The following is a 13,514-nucleotide window of genomic DNA, read 5'->3' on the forward strand; positions in this document are numbered from 1 at the left end:
GAGCCCCCCAATGAAATTTTCCACGTGTTCCGCAGGCTGCGTGCTTGCCGTGTTGTCGATGGTTGCGTTCTCGGCCAGTGCCGATGTCGTTGTGGTCGTGTCGGCCAAGGGCGGCCCGGACAGCCTGAGCGCTGCGCAGGTCTCGCAGATCTTTCTGGCCAAATCCAACAGCCTGCCCGGCGGCGGCGCCGCGGTGCCGATCGACCAGGAAGAAGGCGTCGCCACCCGCGATGAGTTCTACAAGAAAGTCGCCCAGCGCGATGCGGCGCAGCTGAAATCGTACTGGTCGCAGCTGATGTTCACCGGCAAGGCGCAGCGTCCCAAGCGGGTCAGCGGCGACGACGCGGTCAAGAAGGCGGTGGCATCCACGCCGGGCGCCATCGGCTACATCAGTGCCAGCGCCGTCGACCCCAGCGTCAAGGTCGTCCTGAAGCCGTGATCGCCCACCTGCTCGAGAGCCATGTCATGAGACGCATCCTGTCGCTACCGTTGTTCTGGAAAATCCTGATGCCGGCAGCGGTGGCAATCGTTTGCCTGTCGGGCTATGTGGCTTTCAGCACGCTGGTGTTCCATCGCAACAACGATCGCCTGGAAGCGGTGCGCGACGTGCATTTCCCGATGCTCGACGCGATGACGCGCAACGTGGCCGCGCTGGACAAGCTCATCAACGGGCTCAATGGCGCGGCCGCAGCAGGCGATGCCGATATGCTGGCGGCCACCAAGCCGGTGGCCGACGAGATCCACGGCTCTTACGTGAAACTGCAAAAATCCGATCCGGCCAATGCGCAGGAACTGGCCCGTCTGGGCAAGCAGTTCGACCAGTACTACAGCCTGGCGCAGGGCGTGGCGGCGGCATTCGTGGAGCAACGCGAACCCGATGCCACGCAGATGAGTGCCATGGCACCGGCGCTGGAGACGTACCGCACCAATCTCACCGCCATGCAGAAGCGCGCCGATGCACGCTTCCGCGGCACCGTGCAGGAAGCGGTGGACAGCTCGGTCACCGCCAGCGTCACCGGTCTGATCCTGGGCCTGGTCGGTGCGGTGGTATGCATCGGATTCGGCTGGCTCGTGGCGCGCGCCATCACCCAACCGCTCAACCGTGCCGTGGGCATCGCGCATGCGGTGTCGTCGGGCAAGCTGGACAACACCATCTCGATCGACCGCAACGATGAGGTCGGACAGCTGTTGCAGGCAATGGACAGCATGCAGCGTCAACTGCGCCGCGTGATCCAGGCGCAGACCGAAATGGGCGAAAAACACGAAGCCGGCGTGGTCAGCCACCGTATCGCCGAACAGGAGTTCCCCGGCGAATTCGGCAGCATGGTACGCGCCAGCAACGCATTGGTGGCCGGGCATATCGCAGTGACCATGCAAATCGTCGCATTGACCGAGCGCTATGCGGCCGGCGACTTGTCGCAGCAGCTGGAGCCGTTGCCGGGCGAGAAGGCGGTGATCAGCCAATCGCTCAACGACGTGCGCGCCAGCCTGTTGTCGATCAACGGCGAGATCAAGCGCCTGGCCTCGGCCGCAGCGGCAGGCGACTTCACCGCGCGTGGCGACGAGACCGCCTTCGAGCACGACTTCCGCCAGATCGTGGTGGACCTCAACCAGCTGATGAGTACCTCGGACCAGAGCCTGGGTGCGTTGTCGCAGGTGTTGCAGGCCATCGCCAGCGGCGATTTGACCAGGCGCATGCACGGCAACTTCGCCGGCGTGTTCGCCCGGATGCGCGACGATGCCAACACCACGGTGGAACGTCTGACCGATATCGTCGGGCGCATCCAACATTCTTCGTCGGAAATCGATACTGCGGCCGGCGAGATTGCGGCCGGTAATCAGGATCTGTCGCGGCGCACCGAACAACAGGCCGCCAACCTGGAAGAAACCGCTGCATCGATGGAAGAACTCACCGCCACGGTCAAGCAAAACGCCGAGCACGCACGGCAAGCAAACGAACTGGCACGCAGCGCCGCCGGGGTTGCGTCCAAGGGGGGTGAGGTGGTCAGCGAGGTGGTCGGCACCATGTCAGGGATCGAAGCCTCGTCGAAGAAGATTGCCGAGATCATCAGCGTCATCGACGGCATCGCCTTCCAGACCAATATCCTGGCGCTCAATGCCGCGGTGGAAGCCGCGCGTGCTGGCGAACAAGGCCGCGGGTTTGCCGTGGTGGCAAGCGAAGTGCGCTCGCTGGCACAGCGCTCCTCCGGCGCGGCGAAGGAGATCAAGGATCTGATCGACGCCTCGGTAGGCAAGGTGGCCGAAGGCTCGGCGTTGGTGCACAAGGCCGGCACCACCATGACCGAGATCGTAGCCAGCGTGAACCGTGTCACCGACATCATGGGGCAGATCACCGCGGCCTCCATCGAACAGTCGAGCGGCATCGAGCAGGTCAACCAGACCGTGATCCAGATGGACGAAACCACCCAGCAAAACGCCGCCCTGGTGGAAGAAGCGATGGCCGCCGCGCGGGCAATGGAAAAGCAATCCAGCACCCTCACCCAGCTGGTGTCGCTGTTTCAACTGGAGCCTGCGATCGCCCAGCACCTGGAAAAACACGTCGCCTGATGCGGCGATCCGCCGGGCGGATCGGCATGCTGCAAGCTTGAGGACCCTCTTCTGCATGGAATGCAGAAGAGGGTTTTCTATTTGCACCGAGGCGCGCGTTGGCGTCGCGCGCCGCATGGGTGAAAGAGGTGGGTCACGCCGTACGCGCAGTGGCCTACCTTCGCCGCATCGATTGCTGCTGCAGCATGGTGGGCGTTTGGGGATTCGGCGCAGAAGCAGCGAAGTATTCAGCGGAGCCGGCCGCCTGGCATCGATCGCAGCACCTGTCGCTCACCAGCGCCTCCTTCGAACCACGCAGCGGCTGGCAGCTGCAGGCGTCAACCATAAGCTTGCACTTATTGCAGGCGCGCCGTATGCGCAAAATATCGAGCAGCACATCACACCTTCTGGCAAGAATCCGTTGCCAGTGCACATTCCTTGGGCATACGTCACCAACAAGCAACATTTGCATGCGATAGCTGTAGCGCTCGCCAGGCAGCGGGCCCCTGTTCTCCCCTTAGCGCGCGTTGTCGCACGTCGATGTGCTGATGCATCGCGACGGCGGCTTCGTGCGTCCGATGATTTCAAGGAGATTCACTCCCATGCGCTTCCGGACCTTTTTCGTCGTTCTGCTTCTCACCACCTTCAGTGCCGCTGCACAGGCGCAGGTGGTGACCCTCAACAAGGGCGGCTATACGCTGACCTACGACTGCACCAACCGCACCGCACTGCGTTACGAATACGTGCTGCAGGCCGACACAGGCTCGGCTGCACGCCCTTCCAGCTTCAATCTGGATACCGAATTGCCCAGCGGCTGTGCCGGGCAGACCTCCACGGCCTCGTATGCCAGCGTGCGTTCCGGCTATGACCGCGGACATCTGGTGACGTCCAACCACATGGACTACAACACGACCTACATCCGCCGCGCCAACCTCATGAGCAACATCGTGCCGCAGGTGGCTACCTTCAATCAGGGCATCTGGGTGCAGGCAGAGAACGTGGCCGAGTGCTACCGGGACATCGCCAGCGTGCAGGTTTACGGCGGAGTGATCTACAGCGACACCAGCAACGATTACTTCCTCAGCAGCCACGGCATCCGCACGCCGGATTTCTTCTGGAAGACCATCATCACCGCCAACCCGAGCGGCGGCTCGCGCGCCATCAGCTGGCTGATTCCCAATAGCGCCAACCTAGGCTCGCTGGACAGCTATATCGTCAGCATCGACGAACTCGAAGACCTCTACGGCGCCAGCACCATCGGCATCAGCGCACCGGCGGCTGTCAAAGCCATGCTGCCGTCCACCACATGGCCGCAGCCGAGCAATTGCGACCTGGGCTGAGCCGTCCTGCATCCACGGCATGACGCCCAGCCCGGCCTGTGCCGGGTTGGGTCACGGCGTGGCGAGCAATGCGTGCGTGGCGCCATGCCGCCTGCGTGGTTGCTTGCGCGCACCTCGACGCGTCCATCGCAGAGCCGGCATGCCGTGGAATGGATTGCGGGCGCGGGCACCGGACATATGTCAGATGTGTCAGCACTGCCACAGTGTCGGCAAGGTCTGCGCTGTTTTGATGACCAATAGCCGACATATGCTTGATCGCACTCTCGCTACCACGCTTGCGATCACGGTCATGCCATCGTCCTTATCTTCCAACGCCGGCCTCGCCTTGCTGAGTGCCCTGTCGATCTTCGCGGCCAGCCCGGCAACTGCCGCACCCGTGCAGGGCATGCCCACCATCGTGCTGGTGCATGGCGCATTTGCCGATGGCTCCAGCTGATCGGGCGTGATCGACGCGTTGCAGCGCCAGGGCTATCGCGTCACCGCGGTACAGAATCCGCTCACCTCGCTGGCGGACGACGTCGCTGCGACCCGCCGCGTGCTGGAGCGACAACGCGGCGACGTCCTGCTGGTCGGGCACTCCTGGGGCGGCGCGGTGGTGACCGAGTCGGGCAACGCCGATAACGTCAAAGGCATCGTCTATCTGTCGGCCCTGGTACCCGATACCGGCGAGTCGGTCGGCACGCTGCTGGCACGCCTGAAAGCGCCGATGGAAGGTCTGCAGCCGGATGCGCATGGCCTGGTCTGGCTCGACGATGCGGCGGCCTACCAGCATGTGATGGCCGCCGATGTGCCGCTGGCCAAGGTCAGGCAGCTTGCCGCCGTCCAGCAACCGATGACCGCCGCCGCATTCGACGATACGGTCACGCAGGCTGCGTGGCATCGCAAACCGGCGTGGTACCTGATCACCGACAACGACAATGCGTTGCGTCCGGATGTGCAGCGCGCCATCGCCAAACAGATCGGCGCCACCAGTACCAGCATCGCATCCAGCCATCTTTCGCTGGTGGCGCAGCCCGCCAAGGTGGCCGAGTTCATTGCAGGTGCCGCGCGCTCCATCGGTGCTCCATCGCAGTGAACACACGGACCCAGCGTGTCGCGGCGGGCCCTGCTGCGCTATCCCGGCACGCCGTGTTCGGCGCTCTCCAGCACCGCAGGCAGGGCGTCGACCAGGAACTCGATCAAGGCGCGCACGCCCGGCGCCAGTCCGCGACGCGAGGGATACACCGCGTGTAGTTGATGCACCGGCAACGTGTGGTCGACCAACAGCACCACCAGTTCGCCACGGGCGATGCTGCCCCTGCACAGGGCCAGCGGCAACTGCGCCACGCCCATGCCGGCCAACGCAGCGTGGTGCAGCAGCTCGACGTCCTCGGTGAACAGGCGCGAGCGGTAGTCCACCAGTTCGCTGGTGCCTTGCGGGCTGGTGAGCCGCCACCGGGGCGGCTCGCCATTGACGCCACGCGGGCCCATTCCCAGTACCTCGTGCAATGCCGCGGCAGAGGCGAACGGCCCATGCGCGTGCACGAAGGCTGGGCTTGCCACCAAGAGCTGCCGGCTGGCGCCGAACGAACGCAGGATCAAGCCCGAATCGTCCAGGCTCGAACGCACCCGTATCGCCACGTCGATGCTTTCGGCAATCAGTTCCACCCGGCGACTGGTCAGCTCCAGATCCACCTGCACGTCCGGATGCGCCAACAAGAAGCGCGGCAAGAGCTCGGCCAAAAACAGATGCGCCACGCCGGTCGGGCAGCTCACCCGGATCCGGCCGGAGGGATGCTGCGTGGCGCGCTCGGCCACGTCCAGCGCCCATTGCGCCGAGCGGGTGATGGATTTGCAGTGCGTATAGAACTCGGCACCGACTTCGGTGAGGCTGACCGCACGGGTTGAACGCTGCAACAGCCGCACGCCCAGGCGTTGCTCCAGATCTGCCTCCCGCCGGCTGACCTTGGAGCGAGGAAATCCCAATGCGCGACCAGCCGCCGAGAAGCTGCCGTGGTCGACCACCGCCACCAGCAGCGCGAAGTCGTTGAGGTCTTCCATCTGAATCGAACCCCACGCAGGGAGGCCGTCATTGTCCTGCCAGGCAGGACAGTTTGTCATCCGCCAGCGGCCTACCTGCGTACGAGGCCACTTCGTAGAGTGCCGCCACCGACCACAGCACACGAGCCCACCATGCGCTTGCTCCATCTCGATTCCAGCATCCTGACCGACACATCGGTCTCCCGTCAGCTCACCGCCCAGGTGGTGCAGGACCTGCACGCGGCGATTGACGATCTCCATGCCACCTATCGCGACCTTGCCGCGGCTCCCATCGCGCACCTTTCCGGCGCGATTGCTGCCGGCTTCCGCCCACTGCCGCAACCAGCCAGCGACGCGGCGTTGGTGGCCGAACATGCGTTGTCCGAGCAGCTGGTGGAAGAATTCCTCGCCAGCGACATCGTGGTGATCGGCGCACCGATGTACAACTTTTCGGTGCCGACCCAACTCAAGGCCTGGATCGATCGCATCGCCCAGCCCGGCCGCACGTTTCGCTATACCGCCAACGGGCCCGAAGGCCTGGCCGGCGGCAAGCAGCTGATCGTGGCGTCATCGCGCGGGGGCATGTACACGCAAGGGCCGATGGCTTCACTGGATTTTCAGGAGGCGTACCTGACCGCCACATTCGGCTTTCTAGGCGTGCGCGACGTGCACTTTGTGCGCGCGGAAAATCAGTCGCGCGGTCCGAAGCCGGCTACGGAGGCTTTGACCAGTGCGCAGGCATCCATCGCCGATGTCGTGCGCGGTGTCGTGCATACACGCGTGGAGGCCTGACCCATGTTGCATATCATCACCCTCCCCTATCGCGTCGCCCCGCCGGCATTGGCCGCACATCTGGACGCCCACAAGCAATGGCTACGGAAGCATATCGACACGGGGCTGTTCCTCGCGGCCGGCCCATTGGCCGATGGTCTTGGCGGCATAGTGCTGGCAAACAGCACCGATGCGTCGGCACTGGATCGGGTCGTGGCGCAAGACCCGTTCGTGCTGCATCAGCTGGTGGATGTCGGCGTACGCCGTTTCGAGCCGGCGCTGCGTGCCAACGGGTTTTTGCCTGGTTGAACAAGGCGATGCCGATGGGATGCGACGCCACGGGCAGGGCCTGCGTCGTAGCGACACAGGCGCCGTTGTCAGACGCGACCTGCGGGCATGTCGACGCGTGCAGTGCAGGCTAGGGCGCGGCGCCACTTGCCGCAAACCACGCAGCGTACGGGGTGTTCTTGACCAGATACCGATTGAAATCCTTGGCACCATCGGTCCACCACACCGTGCCAAGCTCACCCAAGGCGACCTTGGCTGCATCGACCGCGCGGCGCGCGGCCAGCAGGCGCTGTGCATCGTCGTCGCGCTTGGCGGCCTTGACCGCGCGTCGCGCATCCATCAATGCCCTCACCAACGCGGCGCGCACCGCTTCGCTCAGGTGCGGGTTGCTGGTGCGCCACAGGCGCGCTCGCACGATGAGGTAGCGGCCATCGGGCGTCGTGAGGGGCGTGGTCGCGGCAGTCATCGCACGCTCGAGGCGAAGCAAGGTTGCCGCATCGCGGCGGTGCGCGCGGCGCTCACTCCACGCGTTCGAAGCGGGCGCGGGCAACACCGTCCACCTCGACCTGCTCGACGAACATCGCATACGGGCGCACCCACAACCCGATATCGCTCTCCAGTGGCCGATACAGCACTAGCGGCTCCAGGGTTTCGCTGCTGCGCACCACCCCCAGCACCTCATAGCGGCCGCCTTTGAAATGACGGTAATCGCCCAGTGCGATGGAGGGTAACGGCGGCAGAGTGTCCATGGCGGTAGCAACGCGATCGAGAGGCACCGGAGTTTAGGACCGCAGGCAGTGTGTGGCGAGCCGTCTTGCGCTGAAGCTGGCCGCCGGCGGTAACGGCCGACGTCCACAGGCATCGCACTGTCGGACGGCCGGGTCCGCCGTGTCGCTGGGCGCCGGCTTTGGAAGAGGCGGACCGGCAGCCAATCCAGCGGCGCCCGTGGCACCCCGTGCCGTCGACGGCATCGGATGCCTGGCCTGCGCCATCAGGTCGCGCAGAAATCGCGTGCCAACCGTAGAACCAACCTCAGGCGTCTTCGTCGTCCTCATCGTCATCCAGCTCGTCCTCGATGCTGTCGTCGTCGTCGATTTCGCTGTCCTGCGCAGGTCCGTCCTGCAGCAGGTCTTCGTTCCTGCCCGGTGCCTTGACGCCGTTGGGTGGCGTCGGGTCGTCGATACCCCGGTTGGCGCTCTGGTTGTTGCTCATGGTCAGCTCCCGCGGCAGAAGACCGCCTGCCCACCCTCCTCCCGGCTGTGTGATGCGCACGTGTGCCGCATGCAAAAAACGCGGCGGCCATCGCAGTATCTGAACCATTCGGGCTTGGGGCCGGATGACGCCGCGCCGGCCTGCATCTGCCGATCGCCTCTCCCCGTAGACAGCAGGACGCCTACCGAGGAAACACCATGCCGAGCTTGATCTGCGATCTGGAAGACCTGCTCGCCTCCTGGAAGGCCGAGGCACGCACCTTCGACGCCTGCGACATGCCGGCCTCCGCACTGGCCTTCCGCGATTGCCATCGTCGCCTGTCCGCCTTGCTGGACGCGCATGCACGCCAATCGGCCTCGCCGACGGCCGCGTTGGCTGGGCGCGAACACACAGCTCAGTGACCGAGCTGCAGCCGCGCGCCATCGCGCCGATGGGTTCCTAGGGTATCGATCAGCGTGTCGCTGACCTGATTCACGCCAGCCACCTCGACCTCGGCGCCGTGCGCGCGCAGTTTGAGCACCACCCGATCCAGCGCTGCCACTGCACTGATGTCCCAGAAGTGCGCGTGGCTCAGATCGATCAGCACCTTCGGCGGCGTGTCGACGAAATCGAAACTGGCGACGAATTGCCCGGCCGATGCGAAGAACACCTGGCCGCGCACCGCATACACGCGTACCCCATCGTCACCATCGCTGGCCTGCACCTGCAGCATGCGCCCGACCTTGCGCGCGAAGAACAGTGCCGACAGCAGGACGCCGGCCAACACGCCGCGAGCCAGATCGTGCGTCCAGACCGTGACCACGACGGTGCCGAGCATCACTACCGACGAACTTGCCGGGTGCCTGCGCAAATCGCGCAGCGACCCCCAGTTGAAGGTGCCGATGCTGACCATGATCATCACCGCCACCAAGGCCGCCATCGGAATCTGACGCACCCAGGCCGCGCCATAAACCACCATCAGCAGCAGCGCGATGCCAGCCACCAGGCACGACAAGCGCCCGCGTCCGCCCGAGCGCACATTGATGACCGACTGCCCGATCATCGCGCAGCCAGCCATGCCACCGAAGCAGCCCGCCACCATGTTCGCCAGTCCTTGACCTGCGCATTCGCGATTGCGCTGCGATGGAGTATCGGTCAGGTCTTCGACAATCTGCGCCGTCATCAACGACTCCAGCAAGCCGACCACCGCCAGCGTCGTCGCTACCGGCAGCAGAATGCGCACGCTGTCCCACGTCAGTGGCACGTCCGGCAGCAAAAACATCGGCGGGCTGTCGGGCAGGTGGCCCATATCGCCCACGTGTCGGATATCGAGGTGCCAGTACGCACATACCGCCGTCAGCACCACAATCGCGACCAGCGGCGAAGGAATCGCCGTGGTGACGCGCGGCAGCAGATAGATGATGGCCAATGCCGCTGCACACACCGCATACACCGGCCAGGGCATGCCGACCAACTCCGGCAGCTGTGCCAGGAAGATCAGGATCGCCAATGCATTGACGAAGCCGGTGATCACCGAGCGCGAGACAAAACGCATCAATGCGCCCAGACGCAATGCCGCAGCAATCAGCTGCAGCACGCCCGCCAGCACCGTCGCCGCCAGCAGGTACTGCACCCCATGGTCCTTGACCAAATCCACCATCAACAACGCCATGGCACCGGTGGCGGCAGAAATCATGCCTGGTCGGCCACCGGCAATCGAGGTCACCACTGCAAGACAGAACGCCGCGTAGAGCCCAACCTTGGGATCGACGCCGGCAATGATCGAAAAAGCGATGGCTTCGGGAATCAGCGCAAGCGCGACCACGATGCCGGCGAGCACGTCGCCACGCACGTTGCCGAGCCATTGCTGGCGCAACGGGAAACCTCTGGACATTGAACTCCTCCGTGCGCCGGCAACCACACGGCGCATTACATGCACGTCAAACACCTGGACCTTCGCAGCAACTGCGAGCGCGTGAGGTCTTAGGTCAGGGTGGCGTCATGTGTTCAAGGAGATCGTTCTTGACGAGTGGCGATACTAACGCGCTCAGGCCAGCCCGAACAACCCGAGGGCGCGCTTGTGTATCCGCATCGAACATCAGACAAAGGTCAACGATGCGCACGCGTGTGCGCAGCCATTGCTGACAGCGAGCGGCTCAGTCGTCGCTGACCGCGCGTTCGCCCATCAGTTCGCGCCCGCGTTTTTTCAGCTCTTCGGCGTAGCGCTTGCGTACCAATCCCTCCCACAGCACGCTCAGCACCTTGCCGTCGCTGTCGATCACGGCCAACTCATCTGCCTGGGGCGTATCGAAGACCTCCATGATCGCCACGATGTCGGTGTTGGCCAGCAGCGCCGCAGCGCGGTGCGTGGAATAGTCGCCGAGCGGCGCGTCCAGCTGCACGTTGTCGGCATGCAGCACGGCCAGCGGCACCACGCCGGCATAGTGTCCGTGTGCATCTTCCGGCACCATGCGTTGCGTGGAACCCAATGGGAACCGCCGCCGGAAATTCGGCCACGCTGGTGTCGTGCGCGGTGTGGTTGGCATCCTTACGCCTCATCTTGCCAGCCGACAGATTGCGCACCCAGCCCACATCGCGCGCACTGCGGATGTTTTCGCCGCACAGACGCAGCCGCCGGGTGGAGAACGACTAACCCAATACCTGCCGCACGACGGTATTGGCCACCACCACCGCCACCATTACCGCACCGGCGGCACTTCGCCGGGCCGCAAGGTCAACACACGTACGCCAGTGCGCGTCACCGCCACGGTATGTTCGAACTGCGCCGACAACTTGCCATCGCGCGTATGCACCGGCCACTGATCCGGTTGCGAGCGGATCGCCGCACGGCCCTGGTTAATCATCGGCTCGATGGTGAACACCATGCCTTCCTGCAATGCCAACCCGGTGCCCGCATGGCCGTAGTGCAGAATCTGCGGGTCTTCATGCATCTCACGGCCGATACCGTGCCCACAGTATTCCTTGACCACGCTGTAGCCGTACGCATGCGCGTGCCGCGCGATGGCATGACCGATATCGCCCAAGCGTGCGCCGGGGCGCACCGCGGCAATCCCTTTCCACATCGCCTGATACGTGGCCTGCACCAGCCGACGCGCCGGGTAAGCGACCTCGCCCACCAGGTACGTCGTACTGGAATCGGCGATATAGCCATTCTTTTCCAGCGTAATGTCCAGGTTGACGATCTGCCCGCTCCGCAACACGTCATCGGCCGATGGCACGCCATGGCACACCACATCGTCGATGGATGCGTTGAGTACGAACTCGAAACCGTACTGCCCCTTGCTCGCAGGCCGTGCGTCGAGCTCGTCGACAATCATGCGCTCGACAAATCCGTTGAGTTCCAGCGTGCTGCGACCTTCCAGCGGCAAGCGATCCAGCGCATCGAATACCTGCGCCAGGAGCTGGCCAGACACCGCCATCAGCGCGATCTCGTCTGGCGACTTGATCACGCCCGGCCTGGTTTCAAGGCGTGCGGCCGCACGCCCGCCGCGCGCAATTGTTCGGCCACGATCTGCTGAAACGTCGTATCCGGATGCATTTCGCACAGCATGCCGACCTTGATCCAGAAATTGGCCTGCGCATTGATCGAGCGGCTACTCACCGTGCACGCACGGCGCAGTTGATCGTGCAGGTCGTCGTCGATATTGACGATGCCCATGGTGGCTCCTGTTTGAGTCGATATACGAATCGTATATGAAACGTATATCCGCGCGCAATCGCTTCGGATCGACGCGCGCCGTCAAGGGCAATGCCTGTCCGGCGCGTGCTGCGTGCCTCGTCGGACAGGCCCAGCAACGTCGCGGACAAGTGCGCACGCTACAAAAGCGAATCGAGCCAAATAGCCGGGCCCATGCGATGACCCAACCCCGGAAGCCCACGCCGCACATCACGTGAAAGGCCACAGGCTGCGTTCGTCAGCGCTTGACCACCACATGTGTCCGCTCGATCCGGGCGTAGATCTCGCTCGCCCACTCGATAAACACACGCACCTTGGTGCTTGACTGTCGGCTGTGCGCAGGAAACGCCGGGCTTTTCAGCTGTTTCGTGTAGGTCGGGACACCGTAGCGTGCGCGATAGTCAGGATCGTCAATCAGTCGATGCAGGGCAACGCCGCCTCACGGCAGCACCCCTCACTTCTGCTGTCGCCTAAAAGGCTCTACGGCTTCTTCAACTGCGTCTGTCGGATTGCGCGGAATGCTATTTACAGGGATGACCACTTCGCAGTCGATGGGCTCCCGGCCCTCCACTAAAAACTCGATGACCGCGTTTCCTATCACCCGATGAAACACGGTATAGAACGCCCGAACGTCTTGCTCATTCGGTTGTTGCCCTTCGTCCTGGATAAGACCGCTGTTTTCAGTTGCGTATGGATCCGCCCGTTCCTATGGTGCAGGACAAACGCAAGACCCATCGTCATTCTATCGTTGAATAGCAGCACCCTAGCCGCTCCCTCATGGACTGCATCCACACGCATTGTCATCCTGTCGAGGCTGCGTCGGGATTCACCACCGAAGGGGCCAGATTCACTTCCAGCAACTGCTCATCATCAAGATGCGCACAACATCCTGTTCCTGTAAGCATAATTTGGCCGCGAGTCTAATGCATAAATTGTCCGCTCGCGGACGTCAATTGGCTCTCAGCCCAGCACAGGGCACCTGGTGCACCTCCCCGGCGGCTCGGATGACATGGCGCGTGCGTTCCCTCAACGCTGCCACCTGATTAGCCGAAGGCTATGGGTCCCAATAGACGCCTCATCACGCTGCGGTGCGTACGCTTTCTAGAAAGCCTGCAAATCCGGCAGGCGGCTCAGCGCGTGACGCCAACAAGCTGATTCCTATCTCTGCGACTTTAACATTGGCAGTGAGGTCCATTCCTTCAAAGAACCGCTTCGGCTCCTTGGATCTACTAGCCGCCAGCCTAGCCAGCCAGCAAACCAAAAATAGGATGGCAAATTTACCTCGATAGTGCTTCCTAGGATCTAAGCCCGCCAGAATCGTATCGACGGCCTCTCGCTCGTCCCCAGACATTTCTCTATCAAGAGGCACAAGCTGTTCAGGATCAAAGCTTCCACTTGTCACGCTATCAACCTCAACGGTTGCGAGCTGCCCAATCCGCGCTGCCACGTAGCCTGAAAGTTGTATTCTATGGACGTGACTTGCCAGTAGGCGCAGGTTTGCCTCGCGCGTGAGCGCTAGGGAAGGTCTGAACAACGAGACCTGACAGGGCGGAAGGTGGCGTCGTTCCGAAGAGTGGCTTTTGGAACTTCGGAATTTCGCCATTTCTGGCGCTTTCCGCGGGAATTTCCCGGTTCACAGACGCACGCTCCCCATCGCCGGC

14 protein-coding genes and 2 pseudogenes are annotated in these 13,514 nt (G+C 63.5%); 8 read left to right on the forward strand and 8 right to left on the reverse strand.

Annotated elements, in window-relative coordinates; translation table 11 throughout:
* Positions 1 to 10 precede the first annotated feature (10 nt).
* From J7367_RS13520 to J7367_RS13535, 5 genes are all read left to right on the forward strand, one after another.
* A complete protein-coding gene (locus tag J7367_RS13520) occupies positions 11 to 439 on the forward strand; it encodes a substrate-binding domain-containing protein (protein ID WP_007961971.1) in 429 nt (142 codons plus the stop codon).
* Positions 436 to 2,568: a methyl-accepting chemotaxis protein gene (locus J7367_RS13525; RefSeq protein ID WP_057659104.1), complete on the forward strand. Its 2,133-nt coding sequence runs from the start codon at positions 436 to 438 to the stop codon at positions 2,566 to 2,568. The genes J7367_RS13520 and J7367_RS13525 overlap by 4 nt, the downstream gene beginning before the upstream one ends.
* Before the next feature lie 581 nt (positions 2,569 to 3,149).
* Positions 3,150 to 3,887, forward strand: coding sequence for a DNA/RNA non-specific endonuclease (locus tag J7367_RS13530; RefSeq protein ID WP_057659103.1), 738 nt, complete (start codon positions 3,150 to 3,152; stop codon positions 3,885 to 3,887).
* 289 nt (positions 3,888 to 4,176) lie between these two features.
* Complete coding sequence (locus J7367_RS22545; protein WP_254894406.1) at positions 4,177 to 4,323, forward strand: hypothetical protein; 147 nt, start codon at positions 4,177 to 4,179, stop codon at positions 4,321 to 4,323.
* Between the two features lie 6 nt (positions 4,324 to 4,329).
* Positions 4,330 to 4,962, forward strand: a complete 633-nt coding sequence (locus J7367_RS13535) for an alpha/beta hydrolase (RefSeq protein WP_254894405.1) — start codon at positions 4,330 to 4,332, stop codon at positions 4,960 to 4,962.
* Positions 4,963 to 5,000: 38 nt separating this feature from the next.
* On the opposite strand, the gene J7367_RS13540 is transcribed toward J7367_RS13535, so the two are convergent.
* The gene (locus J7367_RS13540; protein ID WP_057659101.1) at positions 5,001 to 5,927 is read right to left on the reverse strand and encodes a LysR family transcriptional regulator; all 927 of its coding nucleotides are present in this window, start codon (positions 5,925 to 5,927) and stop codon (positions 5,001 to 5,003) included.
* A 132-nt stretch (positions 5,928 to 6,059) separates the two neighbouring features.
* Here J7367_RS13540 and J7367_RS13545 point away from each other — a divergent pair, with 132 nt between their 5' ends.
* Both J7367_RS13545 and J7367_RS13550 read left to right on the forward strand, forming a co-directional pair.
* A complete protein-coding gene (locus J7367_RS13545; protein WP_057659099.1) occupies positions 6,060 to 6,698 on the forward strand; it encodes an NAD(P)H-dependent oxidoreductase in 639 nt (212 codons plus the stop codon).
* A 3-nt stretch (positions 6,699 to 6,701) separates the two neighbouring features.
* Positions 6,702 to 6,986 (forward strand): YciI family protein, encoded by a 285-nt coding sequence (locus J7367_RS13550; protein ID WP_057659097.1) that lies wholly within the window; start codon positions 6,702 to 6,704, stop codon positions 6,984 to 6,986.
* 109 nt (positions 6,987 to 7,095) lie between these two features.
* Here J7367_RS13550 and J7367_RS13555 read toward each other — a convergent pair whose 3' ends face one another.
* The 3 genes from J7367_RS13555 to J7367_RS13565 all read right to left on the reverse strand — a co-directional run bounded on the left by J7367_RS13555 (position 7,096) and on the right by J7367_RS13565 (position 8,177).
* On the reverse strand, positions 7,096 to 7,431 hold the full coding sequence (locus J7367_RS13555; RefSeq protein WP_057659095.1) for a hypothetical protein: 336 nt from the start codon (positions 7,429 to 7,431) through the stop codon (positions 7,096 to 7,098).
* Positions 7,432 to 7,483: 52 nt separating this feature from the next.
* Complete coding sequence (locus J7367_RS13560) at positions 7,484 to 7,714, reverse strand: DUF1653 domain-containing protein (protein ID WP_016849868.1); 231 nt, start codon at positions 7,712 to 7,714, stop codon at positions 7,484 to 7,486.
* A 283-nt stretch (positions 7,715 to 7,997) separates the two neighbouring features.
* Positions 7,998 to 8,177: a hypothetical protein gene (locus J7367_RS13565; RefSeq protein WP_057659093.1), complete on the reverse strand. Its 180-nt coding sequence runs from the start codon at positions 8,175 to 8,177 to the stop codon at positions 7,998 to 8,000.
* Between the two features lie 197 nt (positions 8,178 to 8,374).
* Here J7367_RS13565 and J7367_RS13570 point away from each other — a divergent pair.
* Positions 8,375 to 8,619 (forward strand): annotated as a pseudogene (locus tag J7367_RS13570) (hypothetical protein).
* Here the strand turns inward: J7367_RS13570 and J7367_RS13575 are convergent.
* The 4 genes and pseudogenes from J7367_RS13575 to J7367_RS13590 form a co-directional block, all read right to left on the reverse strand.
* Positions 8,572 to 10,050: a SulP family inorganic anion transporter gene (locus J7367_RS13575; protein WP_057659090.1), complete on the reverse strand. Its 1,479-nt coding sequence runs from the start codon at positions 10,048 to 10,050 to the stop codon at positions 8,572 to 8,574. The pseudogene J7367_RS13570 and the gene J7367_RS13575 overlap by 48 nt on opposite strands.
* Before the next feature lie 262 nt (positions 10,051 to 10,312).
* Positions 10,313 to 10,862 (reverse strand): annotated as a pseudogene (locus tag J7367_RS22305) (chloride channel protein); the annotation flags it as partial.
* Positions 10,856 to 11,626, reverse strand: a complete 771-nt coding sequence (gene map, locus J7367_RS13585) for a type I methionyl aminopeptidase (RefSeq protein ID WP_057659086.1) — start codon at positions 11,624 to 11,626, stop codon at positions 10,856 to 10,858. The gene map and the pseudogene J7367_RS22305, both read right to left, overlap by 7 nt.
* The gene (locus J7367_RS13590; protein ID WP_022560107.1) at positions 11,623 to 11,835 is read right to left on the reverse strand and encodes a ParD-like family protein; all 213 of its coding nucleotides are present in this window, start codon (positions 11,833 to 11,835) and stop codon (positions 11,623 to 11,625) included. The genes map and J7367_RS13590 overlap by 4 nt, the downstream gene beginning before the upstream one ends.
* Positions 11,836 to 13,514: the final 1,679 nt, after the last annotated feature.

It is taken from the genome of Xanthomonas sp. D-36-1 (assembly GCF_017746155.1).
GTDB classification, from domain to species: Bacteria; Pseudomonadota; Gammaproteobacteria; order Xanthomonadales; family Xanthomonadaceae; genus Xanthomonas; species Xanthomonas cissicola.

Coding starts and splice junctions, on each gene's coding strand:
- J7367_RS13575 (WP_057659090.1), bottom strand. CDS start 10,050: ATGTCCAGAGGTTTCCCGTTGCGCCAGCAATGGCTCGGCAACGTGCGT.
- J7367_RS13530 (WP_057659103.1), top strand. CDS start 3,150: ATGCGCTTCCGGACCTTTTTCGTCGTTCTGCTTCTCACCACCTTCAGT.
- J7367_RS13565 (WP_057659093.1), bottom strand. CDS start 8,177: ATGAGCAACAACCAGAGCGCCAACCGGGGTATCGACGACCCGACGCCA.
- J7367_RS13550 (WP_057659097.1), top strand. CDS start 6,702: ATGTTGCATATCATCACCCTCCCCTATCGCGTCGCCCCGCCGGCATTG.
- J7367_RS13560 (WP_016849868.1), bottom strand. CDS start 7,714: ATGGACACTCTGCCGCCGTTACCCTCCATCGCACTGGGCGATTACCGT.
- J7367_RS13520 (WP_007961971.1), top strand. CDS start 11: ATGAAATTTTCCACGTGTTCCGCAGGCTGCGTGCTTGCCGTGTTGTCG.
- J7367_RS13555 (WP_057659095.1), bottom strand. CDS start 7,431: ATGACTGCCGCGACCACGCCCCTCACGACGCCCGATGGCCGCTACCTC.
- J7367_RS13545 (WP_057659099.1), top strand. CDS start 6,060: ATGCGCTTGCTCCATCTCGATTCCAGCATCCTGACCGACACATCGGTC.
- J7367_RS22545 (WP_254894406.1), top strand. CDS start 4,177: ATGCCATCGTCCTTATCTTCCAACGCCGGCCTCGCCTTGCTGAGTGCC.
- J7367_RS13540 (WP_057659101.1), bottom strand. CDS start 5,927: ATGGAAGACCTCAACGACTTCGCGCTGCTGGTGGCGGTGGTCGACCAC.
- J7367_RS13590 (WP_022560107.1), bottom strand. CDS start 11,835: ATGGGCATCGTCAATATCGACGACGACCTGCACGATCAACTGCGCCGT.